We start from the raw sequence: 15,442 nt of genomic DNA, 5'->3' as shown, positions 1-15,442 counted from the left end.
GCGGCTGCGGCTGCCAGGATAGGTGTTCGGTTGGGTGGGCGGAAGTTGGGTGAGTTACTGGAGGAGCTGCGCTGGTGTTTTCGGCGGATCGAGCCGTTCGTGCAGGCCCGTAAGTACGTGCGGGCGGTGATGAGCGAGATACCGAAACGGAACGGATGGACCGTTGCCGAGCACGTCGGGGACCGAACGCCGGACAAGACGCAGCGGCTGCTGAACCGGGCGCGCTGGGATGAGGCCGCGGCGATGGCCGAGATCCGGCGGTTCGCGGTGTCCGGGCTAGAGGAGGCGGCCCGCAAGTCCGGACGCAGGCGCGGGAAGCTGGTGATCGGGGCGCTGGATGAGACGGGGCAGCAGAAGAAAGGCGAAGCCACCGCAGGCGTCAAACGCCAGCATATGGGCTGCGCGGGCCGGGTGGAGAACGGGATCAACACGGTGCACCTGTCGTATGTGCGCGAAGGCACCGGACACGCGTTGATCGGGTTCCGGCAGTGGATCCCCGAAGGACACCTCACCGACCCGGTGCGGGCGCTGCGCATGGGACTACCGGCAGACCTGACCTTCCGCACCAAAGGACAGCTCGCCATCGACATCTGCACCACAGCGACCACCGACGGGATCCGACCCGATTTCTACTGCGGGGACGAGGTTTACGGAAACTGCACCGAACTGCGGGAGCACTTCGAGGCCGACGAGCAAGCCTATGTGCTGCGGGTCCAGAAGAACTTCCGGATCACCCTGCCCAGCGGCACGGTGCTGTCCTGCGAACAGGCAACCAAGACACTGCTCAAACACAAGCGACGGTGGGAAATCCGCTCGGCCGGCAAGGGCTCCAAAGGCGACCGGTGGTACGCATGGGCCTGGATCGCCACCGCCTCACAACGGCACTACCTACTCATCCGCAAACACCTGCGCACCGGCGAACTGGCCTTCCACTACTGCTTCGTACCCGAAGGACAACTGCTCACCAAGACGAGGCTGATCCGGGCCGCCGGGCTCCGTTGGCCCGTCGAGGAAGGATTCGAGTTCGGCAAAGACAGCTTCGGCCTGGACCAGTCCCAAGCCAGGCTCTACACCGCGATCGCCCGGCACACCGTGCTCGTCTGCGCCGCCCTCGCTGTCTGCGCCGTCACCGCCGCGCTGCTACGCGACCGCACCAACAGCCAAGCCTCCGAACCAGCACACCCGGACCAGCCCCCACCCGCCGATCCCGGCATGATCCCGCTCACCATCCCCGAAATCAAACACCTGACCGCCGACACCACACGCCGACCATCCGAAAACACAGCCCACTGGGTGAACTGGCGCCGCAAACACCAAGCACGATCACGATGGCACCACAAACGCACCAGACTCGCCCGCGACACCAAGATCACCCAGGTCAGCTAGCGAATGGCTGCTGCCGTACTAGGTGTGAAAGGACTAGCAGACGACATGGACAGGAGAACTCTCCTTGCGGCGATTACCGCCACCGCGAGCGAACCGTTGGCACGACTCCTTGACGGTCTGGTCTCCCCCAAGGAGTCCGGCCAAGTTGGCAGGATCGAGGTCGCGGCCGTGCGGGAGTCCGCCCGGCATTTCTCGGCGATGGACCTCCAGTACGGAGGCAAAGTCGCGGCAGGTGTCGCAGGGGAGTCCCTGCGATGGGCCGTGGGTCTTTTGGACCGGCCGATGACATCCGGTACCCGCAAGGCCCTGTCTAGCGCCGTAGCGTCGCTGTCAGACCGACTAGCGTGGTCTATGCACGACTCTGGGCTCAAGTATCAGACCCGCAGAATGAGCGAGCTGTCGGTTCGCACGAGCAACGAAGGCGACGATCCGACCCTAACCGCGCATGTCCGACTTAACCTGTCCTCGTTCATGGAGACACGACCGGCCGACGCGGCCTCTGTACTAGTGGGGGTCTACCAAGACAACCGGGTGCACCCGTTGGAGCGGGCTAATGTGGCGGCCGTAAGGGCTCGCCACCTTGGCAACGCGGGGAATGCGCGCGAAGCCCGGAATCTGCTGGGTCTAGCTGAAGATCTGATCGGCAAGGAATACCCGGACGGGGTGCCTTCGTGGGCTGGGTTCCTGACGGACCCGCACCTCTTCCGTGTGTTGGGCCGGTCGTACTACTCGATCGGGGAGCTAGACAAAGCAGCAACCCACTTCGACCAAGCTATGCGGGGTTTCGGTTCGGACCGGGGCCGGGGGAGGGCTCAGGTCATGGTTCGTCTTGGCCTCGTCCGTCTAGCTCAGGGCCGCGTGGAGGATGCGCGGGCGCAGGCAGACGCAGCGAGACGGGCAATGGCCACTGTCAACTCTGTACGGGCTCGGGAGAGTCTGGACAAACTGACCAGTCGACTCGATGCACTGGCGTAGTCGCAGTGCATGGGATGTCACATTGCTTGGGGATGCCCGTATCACCATGCGTCGGTGACCGCGCCGGAGCAGGCCCGCGAACGCGAAGTCGGCGACGTGATGCGAATCGGCCCACAGCTGGGGGTATGCCTTCGGGCTGCGCCGAACGCCAAGGTCGTGGTGGTCGGCTACCCGCAGCTGAACGAGCTCGGTGCGTGCAGCGCGACGTAATTTTCGCCGGCGGGCGCGGCGACCGCCGGAGTGGCCAGGACCGTGCTTGCCGTTGCCAGAGCCACGGCGGCACAGACGATGGGCCGGGAGTGACGCATGCTTCCTCCGATCGGACAGCTAAAACGCCACCATTCAAGGAGAACCCCGGCACAAATCGGCCGATTTGGCGAATAATCGCCAGTAATCGCGAACACTGCACAGCGCGCAGCCGAGTCAGGTAACAGCCCGCCAGGAGTGTCGGGTACTCACCTCCGCTACCGGCCCGATTGGCGGACGTGATCGACCGGTTCGCGCCGCCGCTAGCCCCCTGGACTCGCTGCACCGCGTGCAACGGCATCCTTACTCCAGTGTCCAAACAGGACTTGCTGGACGAGATCGAGTCGGGAACCCGCCGCCACTACAACGAATACGCGCGCTGCGGGGACTGCGGGCAGGTGTACTGGCGGGGCGCGCATGCCCGGCGAATCAACGCGATCATCCGGGCCGCGCGCCTCGCGCACCCGGGGATCAGCCCGTGATGGCCTTCAGCGTCGGCAGTATCAATGGACCTGCTTTGCGTGGATCTGCCAGCGGTGCTCACCGTCTGGGTCGTCGATCCAGACCCATTGGCTGCGGCGCGTGGCTGTCAGGCCGAGGCGCTGCCAGTCCGGTCGTCCGAGATCCAGCCAGAGTTGGTGAGCGGCTTCGACCGCCGGCCACAACGCGGTCTGACCGCTCTCGGCGACTTCCCAGGTTTCCTCGTCGACGGGGGTCAGGGAGACCTCGACGGCCGAGCCGTCCTGGGCTGTGATGGTGCTGGCGATCGCCTGTCGAGTGTGGGGATCGAGCTTGTGCCCGATCTGCAGACCGGACGGAAGTCCGTGGAACTGGGCGAGCAGCCACACGACCCGATTGTCCGACCACGGGGTCGGCGCGGCGGACGTGGTGCGCGCGGATCCAGTCTGTTGGACCGGAACACGGCGCAGGGGCGACGGGTCGTTGTAATGGCGCATCGGCATGAACGAGCCCCACCGTGCGGTGAAGTGGCCTTCGAGTCGGTCGCCACATCGACGCAGTAGCACGAGGTTTCCCGCGTTCATCGCGGTTTTGACGTCAACGAGCACGACGCCGCCTGGCCGCAGTTGTTCGGCCCATGACCACGGCACCCGCGGCACCGAACAGGTCGCCATGATCCGGTCGTAGGGCGCGTGGTCCGGCAATCCCCCCTCGCCGTCGACGGCTGCGAGGGTCGGATGCAGTCCAATGGCGGCGAGGCGCGCCTGGGCCGCCGCCACCAACCGGGCGTCGATGTCGACGGAGAACACGCGCGTGCCGCCGAGCCGGTGTGCAAGGAGCGCGGTGGTGTAGCCGGTGCCGGTGCCGATGGCCAGAACCTTGTGGTCATCGTGCACGTCGAGGATTTCGAGCATGCGCACGATCAGATCCGGTTTGGTGCTGCTCGACACGGCTTCGCGGTAGTGGCCCCGGTCGGCGAGCGCGGTAACCAGGGTGACCGGGGAATAGGCCAGCTCCATACCGCGGGGCGAGGTCATGTCGCCAGGCTGCCAGCCTCCGGTCTGGTCCTGCTGGAAGAACTCGGGCACGAGCTCGTGCCGCGGGGTCGCGGCGACCGCGGCTTTCCATGCCGGGTCAGTGAGGTCGCCGCGCGCTTCGAGTTCGTCGGCGAGCGCTTGCGCCCGCGCATGCCAATCGTTGTCCAGGTGAGTTGTCACTGCGTTCCCTTCGCCAAGAAGTCGGCAAGGACATCGGTCAACGGCGCACCGGTCGCGGCTTCGAGCCACAAATATTGGCCCCCGGCGTTGATTTCAAGGAAGTGCCAGTGCCCCGATGGGGTGACAATGAAATCCAGTGCCCCGTACACGAGACCGAACGCCGCCATCAACGACCGAACTCCGGTGACGATGTCCGGTGGCGGGTCGATCAGCTCGTAGGACAGGGCGTCGTAGTCGGAGCGCCAATCCACGTACGATGCCGCGCTGCCTGCGTGTATCGCCGCCGCCGTCAGGTGTTCGCCTACTGCCACCACCCGCACCTCGAACGCCTTGGGAACCCACCGTTGAACCATGTGCGTGGTGACCTCGATACCGCGGAGGTCGGCGAGTTCTGCGGCGTCGAGCAGGCGCGTCCACGACAGTTTCCGGGTTCCCTGCTCGGACAGGGAGTTCGACCCCAGCAGCTTGGTGATGGTCTTGCCCTCGGCAGCAAACTCGCGCACCCGCTCGGGCTCGTTGGTGATTACAGTGCCCGGAACGTGTAGCCCGGCAGCGGCAGCGCGAATGAGCTGCAGCGGCTTGTAGGCTGCCTCCGCCAGCCGGAACGGATGGTTGACCCACAGAGCATCCAAACTGGACAAGGCGCCCCCAAGGCCGTACTTGGCTTCCATGAACGCGTGGTGGCGTTCGGCTTCGGACAGCTCGGCGGGCATCTGGTAAGCCTCGGGGCTGCGGTACCACACCGCGTGCACGTCTTCCAGCTCGACGCAGTGCGCGGGTGTGCGCAAGTACCCGGACCAACGTCCCCCGCGCAGCCCAGCGGAAACGCTGAGCTGCGCAGGGAACCACGCGGTGTTCACTCGAACCACCCGCGTCCCGCGATCACGGAGCGCGGTGACCATCGCATCGGCCGACGGATCGAGATCACGAGCGAGGATCAGAACTGTCATACCGGCTGCGGGGCATCCGGGGCGAAGTCGTACACATAGTCCTCGGACGGGCCCTCGTCGCCGTCGTTGCCGGTCACTGAGCCCGCCGTCGGTTCCGCCATCACCTCGGCCAGCGGACGCCCGTCACCGTCGACCGCCACCTGCCGTTCGTGGTCGTACTGCCAAACCCCTACTACCCGGCTGGTACCGGAGAGCTCGGTCATGCCCCGCAGGCCCCAAGGGCGCACGCCCACCTGGGACGGCTCCGCTGTGCTCTCCGGGGCCCTCGCCGGGCGGGCGAGCGGGAACTGTGCACTGTCGGACGCCAGCGGTTCGTCCGCGAACCGCGTCAACATGCTCGTCATACAACCTCCATTCCATCTGACCGGACTTCGGCCAGAGTTCTTGATACGACCCGCGATGGCGTGTTCACCGACCGGGTCTCCCCATTGACGTGCTGGTCGGCGTGCGAGGGGCGCACGCCGACCAGGGCCCGGCGCGGTGGGCCGGTTTCGGCGAATGCCGCGCGTCGACCTCGTGCCGCGTCGGAGATCGGGGGATGACCGGACCACCCGAGGAGTGCTGTGCCGATCCGGTCATCCCGTGCCCTGCGGCCAGCCGCTCCTGTTCGATCCAGGGCACATATCGGCGGGCGCGCAGAGAACCACGCACTTACAGGGAGCTCATGCCTTTTCACCGCGAAGGGCCTCCCCGCAGCTTCGGCAAGGGGGTGTCAGGAGCCAATCGCGAGTCTGGTCGTCGTCTCTCTTCGTCGCCACTTACCGCACACAGAGGTGTCGGATTCTTCGCTGTCCGCGATAAGCCCTCGAAAGGCGTGTCGAGCCCCGTCCGATACCGGAATCCAGTAATGTCGCCGCGATGCCGTCCGCCCCTGCGCAGGGGCGGTTAGGATCTTCATAGCGCATGTGTCGCACCAAACTGAATTGGACGCGCTCGACTCGTCTGAAACCGGTATGTCGCACAGTGTGGTTTCTGCGTTCCGTGTTACGTCGACCGCGTGGATTAAGTGTGACAGATCAGTCCAGGTGTCGTCTCCCAGCATTCGCAACCCCTGTTCCCGTGATGGTTCCTATCCTGCTACGGTTTCCAAACTCGCGAATGGCGACGCTTAGACGGTAACGGTTACCCGATAATCCAGTCACTGCCCTAAACGGTTGATCTGTTTCGTGCACATCATCTGCGAGACTGTGGTCATGGCAGGTACAGCACGACAGGTCCACCTCGGCCGGAAGCTGCGAGAGCTTCGTGACTCGGCTGGGATGAGCTTGGACGACGTAGCCGCGACGCTTGAGCGTTCGCGGTCGACGGTGGGGCATTGGGAGCGCGGCCACTCGAAAGTCAGCGCGCAAGACCTCAGCGCGCTATTGGCTCTCTACAGAGCGCCGGACGACTTGGCTGATCAACTGCAACAGCTCCGCCGCGAGAGCGGAAAGCGTGGGTGGTGGCAGAGCTACAAGTTGCCCACGTACATGACCCCGTTCATCGGGTTCGAAACGGACGCATCCGAGGTCTTTCATTTCGAACTCGGCATCGTGCCCGGCCTGCTGCAAACCGAGAGCTACGCGCGAGCCGTCCATGAAGCTGGTCGCCTGGTGCTCACGGATGCAGAGCTTCAGGAATGGGTAGACGCGCGGCTCAAGCGGCAGGAACGCTTGGAGAAAGGAGGAGGTCTCACACTTCATGCCGTGGTTGCTGAGGAGGCCCTAAGTCGCATTGTCGGGTCTCCGGCGGTGATGTCCGAACAACTTCGGCACCTCGCGCAAGTCAGCAAGAAACGCAGCGTGAATCTACAGGTGTTGCCGTTCGACGCGGGCGCTCACGTCGGTGCGCATGGTCCGATCACGGTCTTGAGGTTCCCCGACCCCGGCCACGGCGACGTGGCATTCAGCGACACCCCGCTTGGCGGGCATGTAATCGATGACCTTCGAGACGTGGCAGAGCTGGCGAGGTTGTTCAGTGACCTCCAAGCTCAAGCCCTCCCAGCGAAGGAGTCTCGGAGCCTGCTCAGTAGCATCCAGGAAGCGCACGCCACCCGTTCGAAGGAGTAGCAGACGTGAGCACAACCCCAGAGTGGCGGAAGTCCAGCCGTAGCGGGCAGGGCAACAACTGCGTCGAGGTTGCCACTAACCAGCCTGGCACGGCGCTCGTTCGGGACTCGAAGCTCGGTGAGGCATCGCCGATCCTGAGCACCACGCCTCAGTCCTTCGCGGCGTTCATCGACGCGGTGAAGTCCGACCGGTTCTGACCGTCACAGCGAAGCGCCCCCGGCATCCCCTTCGGCTCTAGGAGTCGTCGCAACACCCGATCTACGGGGATGCGATGGACTTCGAGATCCGCAAGGCCCAAGTGCCGGGGGCGCTTCCGTTTCTGCCTACCGCTGTCGTGCTCGCCGCCGCTCCGCACGGCGCGCCCGCACCTCGTCGAGCGACAGGCGAGCGATCCAGTGCACGGCGACCGCGCCGACGACAATGCAGGAGAAGGCCGTCCGGTAGAGTCGTTCGGCGTCTGGCTCGCCAACCGTCACGGTCCGCGCCGATGCCTTGGGTTCGACGGCCCGGCACTCCGGCGACTTCGCCGAGCTCGTCGTGGTCGGCGTCGTCTCAGGATCGGGAATCCGCTCATTCGCACTGAGCATGAAAGCGCCAGCGCGCATGCAGCCGAGCACGACCCCCAGCAGCGTTACGACCGACGACAGTCCTAATTGGACGCTTTTGACTTGCGGTTAAGGATTTTGATCCGCCGAGTCTAAGGTCGATTGATAATGCCGTTCAGCGTCGGCAAGTACGCCTGGGCGTGACCGTCGATGTCCGGGTGAAACGACTCCACCAGCGGATTGCTCGGGCCGTTGATCCACTCGTTGGAGCTGCACACCCCGTGCCCGGCGAACGCGTCGCGGGTGTCTGCGTAGGTGAATCCGGCCGCGTTCGCGCGCTCCGAGATGACCCCGGCCAGCAGGTCGGCGCCGGCGTTGAGCCGCTTGCGCTTGCGTTCGCTGTAGCCGGGAACGCTGCACGCACCGAGCTCGTTCAGCCGCGGGTAGCCGATCACCACGACCTTGGCGTTCGGCGCAGCCCGGCGGATGTTGGCGTAGGTGGCGTCGAGCTTGCCCGGCAACTCCTTGCGGGCTTTCTCCTCGCCGCCACCGACCGCCGAGTCGCAGCCGGCGTCGGTGCCGAGCAGGCACTTTGTGACGACGTCGGCGAAACCGATGTCGTTGCCCCCGATGGAGACGGTGACCAGCGTCGTACCGGCGTTGAGCCGGCCGAGCTGTTGGGTGTTGACGTCGTCGGTGACCGCGCCGGAGCAGGCCGCGAACGCGAAGTCGGCGACGTGATGCGAATCGGCCCACAGCTGGGGGTATGCCTTCGGGCTGCGCAAGCAGTCGCCGCTGTCGCCGAAGTATTCGCGAGTGCCGACCCCGGATGCGTAGGAGTCGCCCAGCGCGACGTAATTTTCGCCGGCGGGCGCGGCGACCGCCGGAGTGGCCAGGACCGTGCTTGCCGTTGCCAGAGCCACGGCGGCACAGACGATGGGCCGGGAGTGACGCATGCTTCCTCCGATCGGACAGCTAAAACGCCACCATTCAAGGAGAAATCCGCACACATCGGCCGTTTTGGCGAGTAACCGCCAGCGATCGCGAACGCCGCACAGCGCTCAGCCGGGCCGGTTACCAGACATCGCCTTCGCGCCAGTCGCAGGTGAGGTCGCCGGTCGGGTCCAGCGGTGTCGCGACCGGTAGGACGTAGATGGCGCCGTCCTCCTCCGGGGTCCGCCGGGTGCCGGTCGGGGTGAGAGCGAAAGTCGGGCCTTGCCAGCGCTGCCAGCCGCGCGCTTGGTAGAACGCCGCTCCGTCGTCGCTGGCTCCCAGCGCACCCAGCTCGTAGGCACCGCGCACCACGCGCTCCAGCTCGGTCATCATGGCTGCGCCGATGCCCCGGCGACGGCGATCCGCGCGAACCGCGACGCCCTCGACGTAGCCGGTGCGCAACGCTCGTCCGGCGTGCAGTAACCGCCGCTGGACCACTGCCGCGTGCCCGACCAGCTCACCGTGTTCCCACACCAGGGCGTGGATGCCGCCCAGGCAGTGTTCCCAGTCGTGTTCGGTCATGTCGTCGAACACGTCCCAGAGCAGGGCTCTGGCCGCCTTGATCGTCGTGCCGTCCAGGTCAGCGGTGTGTGCGAGGCGCAATTCGGCCATACCGGCCATCTTGACACCAGCCGAACCCATCAACCGACCGGCCGGAGCCGTCGTCACGAATCGGTGATCAAGATCGTATGGCGGAAACCGGCCGGATTGTCGTAAGGTCCCGGCCTGGCCGGCGTTCGCCAGATCAATTTCAGCTCAGGAGGTACGGCCGTGGAACAGGTGGTTCTGCTCGACGATTCCGGTCAGGCGATCGGGGTCGAGGACAAGGCGACCGTGCATCACCAAAACACGCCCCTGCACCTGGCCTTCTCCTGCTACGTCTTCAACGACAGCGGCGAGTTCCTGCTGACCCAGCGGGCGCACCACAAGCGCACCTTCCCGAGCGTGTGGACCAACACCTGCTGCGGCCACCCCGCGCCCGAAGAGGACATGAAGGCCGCGATCACCCGTCGGCTGGGCGAGGAACTCGGGCTCACCGTGCGCAGTCTCGAACTCGTCCTGCCCGGCTTCCAGTACCGCGCCGTGATGCCCAACGGCGTGGTGGAGAACGAGAAGTGCCCGGTGTTCGTCGCCTTCACCGAGAGCACGCCGGAGCCGAACCCGGACGAGGTCGCCGCGACCCGATGGGTGGACTGGAAGCAGTTCAGCGCCAACGTGCTCTCGGGCGAAACCGAGGTGTCCCCGTGGTGCGTGCTGCAAGTCCGTCAGTTGTCCCAGCTGGGCCCGGAACCGACTCAGTGGCCCGCGGGCGATCCGGCGGACCTGCCGCCCGCAGCGCGCGTGAGCTGACCTGGCCGACCGGCCACCACAGGAATCCGGGCTAAGCCCGGGTGAATACGAGTTGATCGCCCGAGACGCGATGGCGGCCGAAGGGCCGAACTGAGCGCGGAGGCGGCAGGGCCTTCTCGCCGGGTTAGCTCATGCCGGCAGCACCGTGGACATCACTTGTCGAGGTGTACACGTCGGGCACGAAGCGCGGCGTGCGGCCGGTTGCCCGGATCGACGCGGCTTTCCGTCGCCTCCACCCGGAAACCGGCATCCGCAAGGCGCTGCGAGATCTCCTCGACCGACCAGAAGTAGGCGGTCGTCACCGCGTGCGGAAACGGCTCGACCCGCGCGCCCTCGAAGATGCCAAGCAGCAGGCTGCCGCCATCCGGCAGGCATCGCGCGAACTCGCCAAGAATGCCCGGCACGTCCTCCGGAGCCGTGTGAATGATCGAATACCACGCGAGAATCCCGGACACAGAGCGGTCGGGCACGCCGAGATCGTCGAGCGTCGCCACTCGGAACGCAACATCGAGAAACCGAGACCTGGCTATCTCGACTAAAGCTGGAACAAGGTCAACGCCTTCGACATCGCAACCCTGACTACGGACAAAGTCGGTCCAGTGCCCCGGCCCGCACCCAGCGTCGATGATGCGCCCGGACACCTCGCCAGCCCACCGAGACACCAGCTGCCGATCCAGGTCGTGCACGGCTTCCATCGAGCCCAACAACGATGCGTACTCCTCGGCTCGCCGACCGTAAGCATCCCGCACGTCATCGACCATCAGACACCCCCAGGGAGATCAACACTCAGCACGCGAACATTGTGCCCCCCACCGACGATGGGTCAGGCCAGAAGCGATGCATGCCGACGGACTTGGGGTGGTGTTCGTCATGGTCAGTGATCAACCATGCACAACAGCGGCTTATGACACCGGGGAACCGGCCTTCGGCCGCAGCTCCCGTGACCAGCTCCACTCGCCCGGCTCCGGCGCGCCGACCAGCTTCAGACCACCGCCACGCAGCGTCCGCGCGATCGCGGTGTTGTCAACGTGGGTGTGCGCGGTGAGCGTGCCGATCCCCAATTCCTCGGCCTGCTCGACCAGCTTGCGGACCAGAACCGTGCCGACACCCTGCCGCTGCCAATCGTCCCGGACCAGCAACGCCAGCTCGCCGGAATCGCCGTCATACATCAGGTTTCCCATGCCGACCACCTCACCGCCCGGCGCCAACGCCAGCAGCGAACGCCCGAGGGCCGGGGTGAGCAGCCGCTGCAACCCGCGTTCCCCCGGCGCCGGTCCGGGACTGAAGTACCGCCGGTACCGGGCCGCGCTGGAACAACGCGCGTGGAACGCCGACACCAGGTCCAAATCCGCCCGGTCCGCAGGCCGGATCGTCAGGTCCACCCCGTCCGATGTGCGCGCGGCGTCCGACCTCGGCCGCACCCGCGTGCGGCAGCACTCCGCCAGATCCGCCATCGCCCGAGCCCGCGCGAACTCCGCCGGGGTGAACGCCCCGCCGGGCCGTTCCAGCACGAGTACCCCGCCGCCCGGATCCGCCAGGCACATCGCGCCGCCAGTAAACGAGCCGATCTCCAGCGGCGCCTCGGGCTCCTCCTGCCAGTGGACTTCCACCTGTCCGAGCAAGGCACGCAACGCCCGGACCAGGCCGGTGCGGCCGTTGACCAGGTCGATGGCCAGATTCGCGGTCCGGGTCGGCACGTCGTCGAGCTCGCGCACGTCCGCCCGCGCCGCGGTCACGTCGTGCCCCCCGGCAGCCTCGACGGCGGCGATCAATTCCCGTCGGCTCACCCGTGTCGGCACGTGCAACAGCACCTCGTCCACGACGCCACCGGCCACCGGATGGACCTGCATGGTCCGGATATCCGCTCCGAGGGCGGCCAGGCCGCCGGCAAGGCGAGCCAACCTGCCCGGCGTATCGGTCACCGACGCGCGCAACCGCCACAGCGTTTGCTGCATGCTCACGACTTCCGGTACCGGTGCCACGGCGGGCGGCGCGGGCGGCCGCTGCCGACGCCACCACCACCGTCCGGCGGCCACCACCAGCAGGACGGCGCCGATGGATAACAGCACCAGCGGCCCGCGGGCCTGGCTCTGCATTCCGGTCACGAGCAGGTTCGCCGCGCCCGCCGCCAGGAACAGCGCGGCCAGCTCGATGAGTTCGCGGGTCCAATCCCCACGTGCGTGGCGATGCTGTCTGGAAGTCATGCCACCATGCTTCCCGCGTCGTATTGCGGGCGCTTGATCTGGGATGACGGCCCGGTTAACGGACCCATATCACACCGCCGCGGAGCCGACCGGCGGCGATCGAGCCGAGTTGGTGCTACCCGCGGCGGCGCTTGTTCATGTTCAGCGGGATTGCTGGCCGTAACCCGCGAACTGTTCCGCGCAGCGCGCCAGTTCCGCGTCGCTGAGCAGGCTCGGGGCACCGACTCTGCTCGCGGTCAGCCAGAGTTCACACAGCCACTCCAGCTGCCGCGCCCGGTTGTATGCCTGCGACAGGCCGGCTCCGATCGTGATCGTCCCGTGGTTGCGCAGGATGCACCCGGTGCGTCCGGTCAGTGCCTCGGACATCGTCTCGGCCAGCCGGCAGCTGCCGAAGGTGGCGTACTCCGCCACCCGCACGACACCGCCGAATTCCGCGAGCTGGTAGTGCACCGCCGGAACATCGTTGCGCAGCAAGGACAACGCCGTCGCGTGGAGCGAGTGCGTGTGCACCACCGCCCCCGCGTCGTGCAGCTGGTAGGCGGTGAGATGCATCGGCAGTTCGGAGGTGGGCTTGAGATCGCCGTCGACCACCTTGCCGGTGAGGTCCACCAGCGGAATGTCGGCCACGTCCAGCCTGTCGTAGTCGACTCCGGATGGCGTCACCGCCACCAGATCGCCGCAGCGAACCGACACGTTGCCGGAAGTGCCGACCACCAGCCGGTCCGCGGTCATCCGCCGGGCGATCTCGATGACCTCGCGCCGTTGCTCGGCCAGTCGCGAACTGCTCACATCATCCCTCGTTCAGCAGGCGACGCCGGAAGCATCCGACGCCGACTCGTAGCCGCTGATCGCGGCGACCTTCTGGGCCGACGGCGACGATTCGTCGAACCGGTAGTCCAGCCATTCCGATGCCAGCTTGCGGGCGAGCTCCAGGCCGACCACGCGCTGGCCGAAACACAGTATCTGGGCGTTGTTGCTCAGCACCGACCGCTCCACCGAGTAGCTGTCGTGCGCGGTGACGGCCCGGATGCCCGGCACCTTGTTCGCGCTGATCGCCACGCCGAGCCCGGTGCCGCACACCAGCAGCGCCCGGTCCGCCTCGCCTTCGGCGACCATCCGCGCAGCGTTGACGGCCACGTGCGGATAGGCGGTGTGCTCGTCGGTGCCGACGCCCACGTCCACCACGCTGGCGATTCGCGGGTCGTTCTCCAGATCCTTTTTCAGCGCGTCCTTGTACTGCAGCCCCGCGTCGTCGGAGCCGACCACGATGCGAAACGTCGCCTGCTCAGTCACTTTTCTCCGCTCCCCTCTTCTCCGTCCAGCTTCTCCGTCGAGCACACAGCGCTGCCAACGAGCATGTCGCCGATGCGGTTGAGCGCGAACGCCAGCGACATCGCGCCCGGGTCCGGGTTTCCGACGCTGCGCTCGGCCAGCGGCCGGGCCCGTCCGGTGCGGGGTCGCAGCTCCGCGGTGTCCTCGGCTGCCTTCGTCGCCGCCTTCGCGGCCCGCTGCCATGCCTCGGTGCCGCTCGCACCCGACTCGACGGCGCTGCGTAATTCCGCCACGAACGGCTCCAACGCATCGACCAGCGTCTTGTCACCGAGCTCTGCCCGGCCGATCCGCTGCACCGCCGCCAGTGCCGCCGAGGCGCCCGCAGCAAGATCGTTGGCCGTCGCGGCGCGGTGATCGGGCAGCAGGTCGCCGAACGAACGCAGCGCCGCGCCCCACAGCACGCCCGAGGTGCCACCGGCCTTCGCTGCCCACGCATCGCCGGCCGCGACCAGCACCGCGGCCGGGCCGACGCCCTGTCCCACGGCGTCGTAGGCGGCCTCGACCGCAGCCGCGCTGCCGCGTGTCATGCCCCGGCCGTGGTCGCCGTCGCCGGCGATCGCGTCGAGGCGGCCGAGTTCTTCTTCCTTGCCGCGCAGCAGGTCGGCCACCGAATGCAGGGCCTGCACCACGATCGCCGCGGTCGCTTGGCCTTCCGGTGGGGCCACCACGATCGCCGGCTCCGGCACCGGCACCAGCTCATCGTCCTCATCGGACTCATCCGCCTCGGTGGGCGCGACGTTTCCCGTGCGATAGGCCGGAGTGTCGGCCGGTGCCAGCCACAACCGCTCCAGTTCCGGGTCCAGCCAGGTCAACGTCAGCGAGCAGCCCGCCATGTCCAGGCTGGTCACCAGCTCCCCCACCTCCGGTGCGACGACCTCCACGCCGTTCTCGGCCAGCAACCGGGCCACGGTGCCCCACACCACGAACAGTTCCTCGTACTTGGTGGCGCCCAGTCCATTGAGGATCGCGGTCACGCGCCGGGATTCGGTGTCGGGGGCCTCGGCGAGCAGGCTATCGACCAGGATCTTGGCCAGCTCCGACGCCGAAGGCAGGTCGCGTTCGGAGACGCCGGGTTCGCCGTGGATGCCGAGCCCAAGCCCCATCCGGCCGTCGGGCACCTCGAACAGCGGCTTGTCCTGCCCCGGCAGCGTGCAACCGTCGAAGGCCACGCCGAGGCTGCGCGTGCGCCCGTTGGCGTGCTGGGCGACCCGCACCACCTCGTCGAAGGAGTACCCCTCCTCGGCCGCCGCCGAGGCGACCTTGAACACCACGAAGTCGCCGACCACGCCGCGGCGCTTGGTCTGCTCGGCCGCCGGAGCGCTGGCCACGTCGTCGGTCACGACAACGTTGTGCGCGCGGATCCCGTCGCGTTCCAGGCGTTCCACCGCGAGCCCGAAATTCATGTTGTCGCCGGCGTAGTTGCCGAAAGAGAACACCACCCCGGCACCGCGGTCGGCAGCCCGGCCCACCGAGTAGGCGTCGTCGGCCGATGGCGAGGTGAAGATGTTGCCGATGACCGAGCCGTCGGCAAAGCCCGGCCCGACCACTCCGCAGAACGCCGGGTAGTGCCCGGATCCGCCGCCGGTGACCACGGCGACCTTGCCCTGCGGCGCGCGTTTCGCCCGCACCACGCCGCCCGGCACCTGCCGGACGTATTCGGGGTGCGCCGCCACGAAACCGGTCACCATGTCGTCGGTGAACGACGCGGGATCGTCGTACAAGCGCGTCATCTGCAGC

General features: G+C 67.0%; 18 protein-coding genes. 7 read left to right on the top strand and 11 right to left on the bottom strand.

Annotated features, from left to right (window positions below; translation table 11 throughout):
• Nucleotides 1-45 precede the first annotated feature (45 nt).
• The 4 genes from BJ970_RS21015 to BJ970_RS21005 all read left to right on the top strand — a co-directional run bounded on the left by BJ970_RS21015 (nucleotide 46) and on the right by BJ970_RS21005 (nucleotide 3,089).
• Nucleotides 46-1,386 (top strand): IS701 family transposase, encoded by a 1,341-nt coding sequence (locus tag BJ970_RS21015; protein ID WP_221467249.1) that lies wholly within the window; start codon nucleotides 46-48, stop codon nucleotides 1,384-1,386.
• Between the two features lie 3 nt (nucleotides 1,387-1,389).
• A complete protein-coding gene (locus BJ970_RS40415) occupies nucleotides 1,390-2,361 on the top strand; it encodes a tetratricopeptide repeat protein (RefSeq protein WP_512700288.1) in 972 nt (323 codons plus the stop codon).
• Nucleotides 2,362-2,415: 54 nt separating this feature from the next.
• Entirely contained in the window at nucleotides 2,416-2,571 is a 156-nt protein-coding gene (locus BJ970_RS21010; protein WP_184727813.1) for a hypothetical protein, read from the top strand.
• 266 nt (nucleotides 2,572-2,837) lie between these two features.
• On the top strand, nucleotides 2,838-3,089 hold the full coding sequence (locus BJ970_RS21005; RefSeq protein WP_184727812.1) for a Mut7-C RNAse domain-containing protein: 252 nt from the start codon (nucleotides 2,838-2,840) through the stop codon (nucleotides 3,087-3,089).
• A 21-nt stretch (nucleotides 3,090-3,110) separates the two neighbouring features.
• On the opposite strand, the gene BJ970_RS21000 is transcribed toward BJ970_RS21005, so the two are convergent.
• The 3 genes from BJ970_RS21000 to tgmA are packed head-to-tail and all read right to left on the bottom strand — an operon-like array spanning nucleotide 3,111 to nucleotide 5,577.
• Entirely contained in the window at nucleotides 3,111-4,283 is a 1,173-nt protein-coding gene (locus BJ970_RS21000) for a methyltransferase domain-containing protein (RefSeq protein ID WP_184727811.1), read from the bottom strand.
• The gene (tgmB, locus tag BJ970_RS20995; protein WP_184727810.1) at nucleotides 4,280-5,233 is read right to left on the bottom strand and encodes an ATP-grasp ribosomal peptide maturase; all 954 of its coding nucleotides are present in this window, start codon (nucleotides 5,231-5,233) and stop codon (nucleotides 4,280-4,282) included. The genes BJ970_RS21000 and tgmB overlap by 4 nt, the downstream gene beginning before the upstream one ends.
• On the bottom strand, nucleotides 5,230-5,577 hold the full coding sequence (gene tgmA, locus BJ970_RS20990; RefSeq protein WP_221467248.1) for a putative ATP-grasp-modified RiPP: 348 nt from the start codon (nucleotides 5,575-5,577) through the stop codon (nucleotides 5,230-5,232). The genes tgmB and tgmA overlap by 4 nt, the downstream gene beginning before the upstream one ends.
• 822 nt (nucleotides 5,578-6,399) lie before the next feature.
• On the opposite strand from tgmA, the gene BJ970_RS20985 reads away from it, so the two are divergent.
• Nucleotides 6,400-7,281 (top strand): helix-turn-helix domain-containing protein, encoded by an 882-nt coding sequence (locus BJ970_RS20985; protein WP_184727809.1) that lies wholly within the window; start codon nucleotides 6,400-6,402, stop codon nucleotides 7,279-7,281.
• Between the two features lie 5 nt (nucleotides 7,282-7,286).
• Nucleotides 7,287-7,478, top strand: a complete 192-nt coding sequence (locus BJ970_RS20980) for a DUF397 domain-containing protein (RefSeq protein ID WP_184727808.1) — start codon at nucleotides 7,287-7,289, stop codon at nucleotides 7,476-7,478.
• 126 nt (nucleotides 7,479-7,604) lie between these two features.
• Here BJ970_RS20980 and BJ970_RS20975 read toward each other — a convergent pair whose 3' ends face one another.
• The 3 genes from BJ970_RS20975 to BJ970_RS20965 form a co-directional block, all read right to left on the bottom strand.
• A complete protein-coding gene (locus tag BJ970_RS20975; RefSeq protein ID WP_184727807.1) occupies nucleotides 7,605-7,868 on the bottom strand; it encodes a hypothetical protein in 264 nt (87 codons plus the stop codon).
• 110 nt (nucleotides 7,869-7,978) lie between these two features.
• Entirely contained in the window at nucleotides 7,979-8,782 is an 804-nt protein-coding gene (locus BJ970_RS20970) for an SGNH/GDSL hydrolase family protein (protein ID WP_184727806.1), read from the bottom strand.
• 118 nt (nucleotides 8,783-8,900) lie between these two features.
• Entirely contained in the window at nucleotides 8,901-9,461 is a 561-nt protein-coding gene (locus BJ970_RS20965) for a GNAT family N-acetyltransferase (protein WP_376775127.1), read from the bottom strand.
• Nucleotides 9,462-9,590: 129 nt separating this feature from the next.
• On the opposite strand from BJ970_RS20965, the gene idi reads away from it, so the two are divergent.
• Nucleotides 9,591-10,169 carry an isopentenyl-diphosphate Delta-isomerase gene (gene idi, locus BJ970_RS20960; protein WP_184727805.1) on the top strand — a complete coding sequence of 193 codons (579 nt, stop codon included), beginning with the start codon at nucleotides 9,591-9,593 and terminating at the stop codon, nucleotides 10,167-10,169.
• A gap of 152 nt (nucleotides 10,170-10,321) precedes the next feature.
• Here idi and BJ970_RS20955 read toward each other — a convergent pair whose 3' ends face one another.
• The 5 genes from BJ970_RS20955 to BJ970_RS20935 form a co-directional block, all read right to left on the bottom strand.
• Nucleotides 10,322-10,864, bottom strand: coding sequence for a class I SAM-dependent DNA methyltransferase (locus tag BJ970_RS20955; RefSeq protein ID WP_246470940.1), 543 nt, complete (start codon nucleotides 10,862-10,864; stop codon nucleotides 10,322-10,324).
• A 207-nt stretch (nucleotides 10,865-11,071) separates the two neighbouring features.
• On the bottom strand, nucleotides 11,072-12,373 hold the full coding sequence (locus BJ970_RS20950) for a GNAT family N-acetyltransferase (RefSeq protein ID WP_184727803.1): 1,302 nt from the start codon (nucleotides 12,371-12,373) through the stop codon (nucleotides 11,072-11,074).
• 141 nt (nucleotides 12,374-12,514) lie between these two features.
• Nucleotides 12,515-13,162 (bottom strand): class II aldolase/adducin family protein, encoded by a 648-nt coding sequence (locus BJ970_RS20945; RefSeq protein ID WP_184727802.1) that lies wholly within the window; start codon nucleotides 13,160-13,162, stop codon nucleotides 12,515-12,517.
• Nucleotides 13,163-13,174: 12 nt separating this feature from the next.
• Complete coding sequence (locus BJ970_RS20940) at nucleotides 13,175-13,666, bottom strand: ribose-5-phosphate isomerase (RefSeq protein ID WP_184727801.1); 492 nt, start codon at nucleotides 13,664-13,666, stop codon at nucleotides 13,175-13,177.
• Nucleotides 13,663-15,435, bottom strand: coding sequence for a dihydroxyacetone kinase family protein (locus BJ970_RS20935; RefSeq protein ID WP_184727800.1), 1,773 nt, complete (start codon nucleotides 15,433-15,435; stop codon nucleotides 13,663-13,665). The genes BJ970_RS20940 and BJ970_RS20935 overlap by 4 nt, the downstream gene beginning before the upstream one ends.
• Nucleotides 15,436-15,442: the final 7 nt, after the last annotated feature.

Origin of the sequence: Saccharopolyspora phatthalungensis (assembly GCF_014203395.1) — a bacterium.
In the GTDB taxonomy this organism is placed as follows: domain Bacteria; phylum Actinomycetota; class Actinomycetes; order Mycobacteriales; family Pseudonocardiaceae; genus Saccharopolyspora; species Saccharopolyspora phatthalungensis.
The sequence above is the reverse complement of the archived record's forward strand: the minus strand, read 5'-3'. Positions and strand labels throughout refer to the sequence as shown.

Coding starts and splice junctions, on each gene's coding strand:
- tgmB (WP_184727810.1), bottom strand. CDS start 5,233: ATGACAGTTCTGATCCTCGCTCGTGATCTCGATCCGTCGGCCGATGCG.
- BJ970_RS40415 (WP_512700288.1), top strand. CDS start 1,390: ATGGCTGCTGCCGTACTAGGTGTGAAAGGACTAGCAGACGACATGGAC.
- BJ970_RS20935 (WP_184727800.1), bottom strand. CDS start 15,435: ATGACGCGCTTGTACGACGATCCCGCGTCGTTCACCGACGACATGGTG.
- BJ970_RS20975 (WP_184727807.1), bottom strand. CDS start 7,868: ATGCTCAGTGCGAATGAGCGGATTCCCGATCCTGAGACGACGCCGACC.
- BJ970_RS20950 (WP_184727803.1), bottom strand. CDS start 12,373: ATGACTTCCAGACAGCATCGCCACGCACGTGGGGATTGGACCCGCGAA.
- tgmA (WP_221467248.1), bottom strand. CDS start 5,577: ATGACGAGCATGTTGACGCGGTTCGCGGACGAACCGCTGGCGTCCGAC.
- BJ970_RS20965 (WP_376775127.1), bottom strand. CDS start 9,461: ATGGGTTCGGCTGGTGTCAAGATGGCCGGTATGGCCGAATTGCGCCTC.
- BJ970_RS20970 (WP_184727806.1), bottom strand. CDS start 8,782: ATGCGTCACTCCCGGCCCATCGTCTGTGCCGCCGTGGCTCTGGCAACG.
- BJ970_RS20955 (WP_246470940.1), bottom strand. CDS start 10,864: ATGGAAGCCGTGCACGACCTGGATCGGCAGCTGGTGTCTCGGTGGGCT.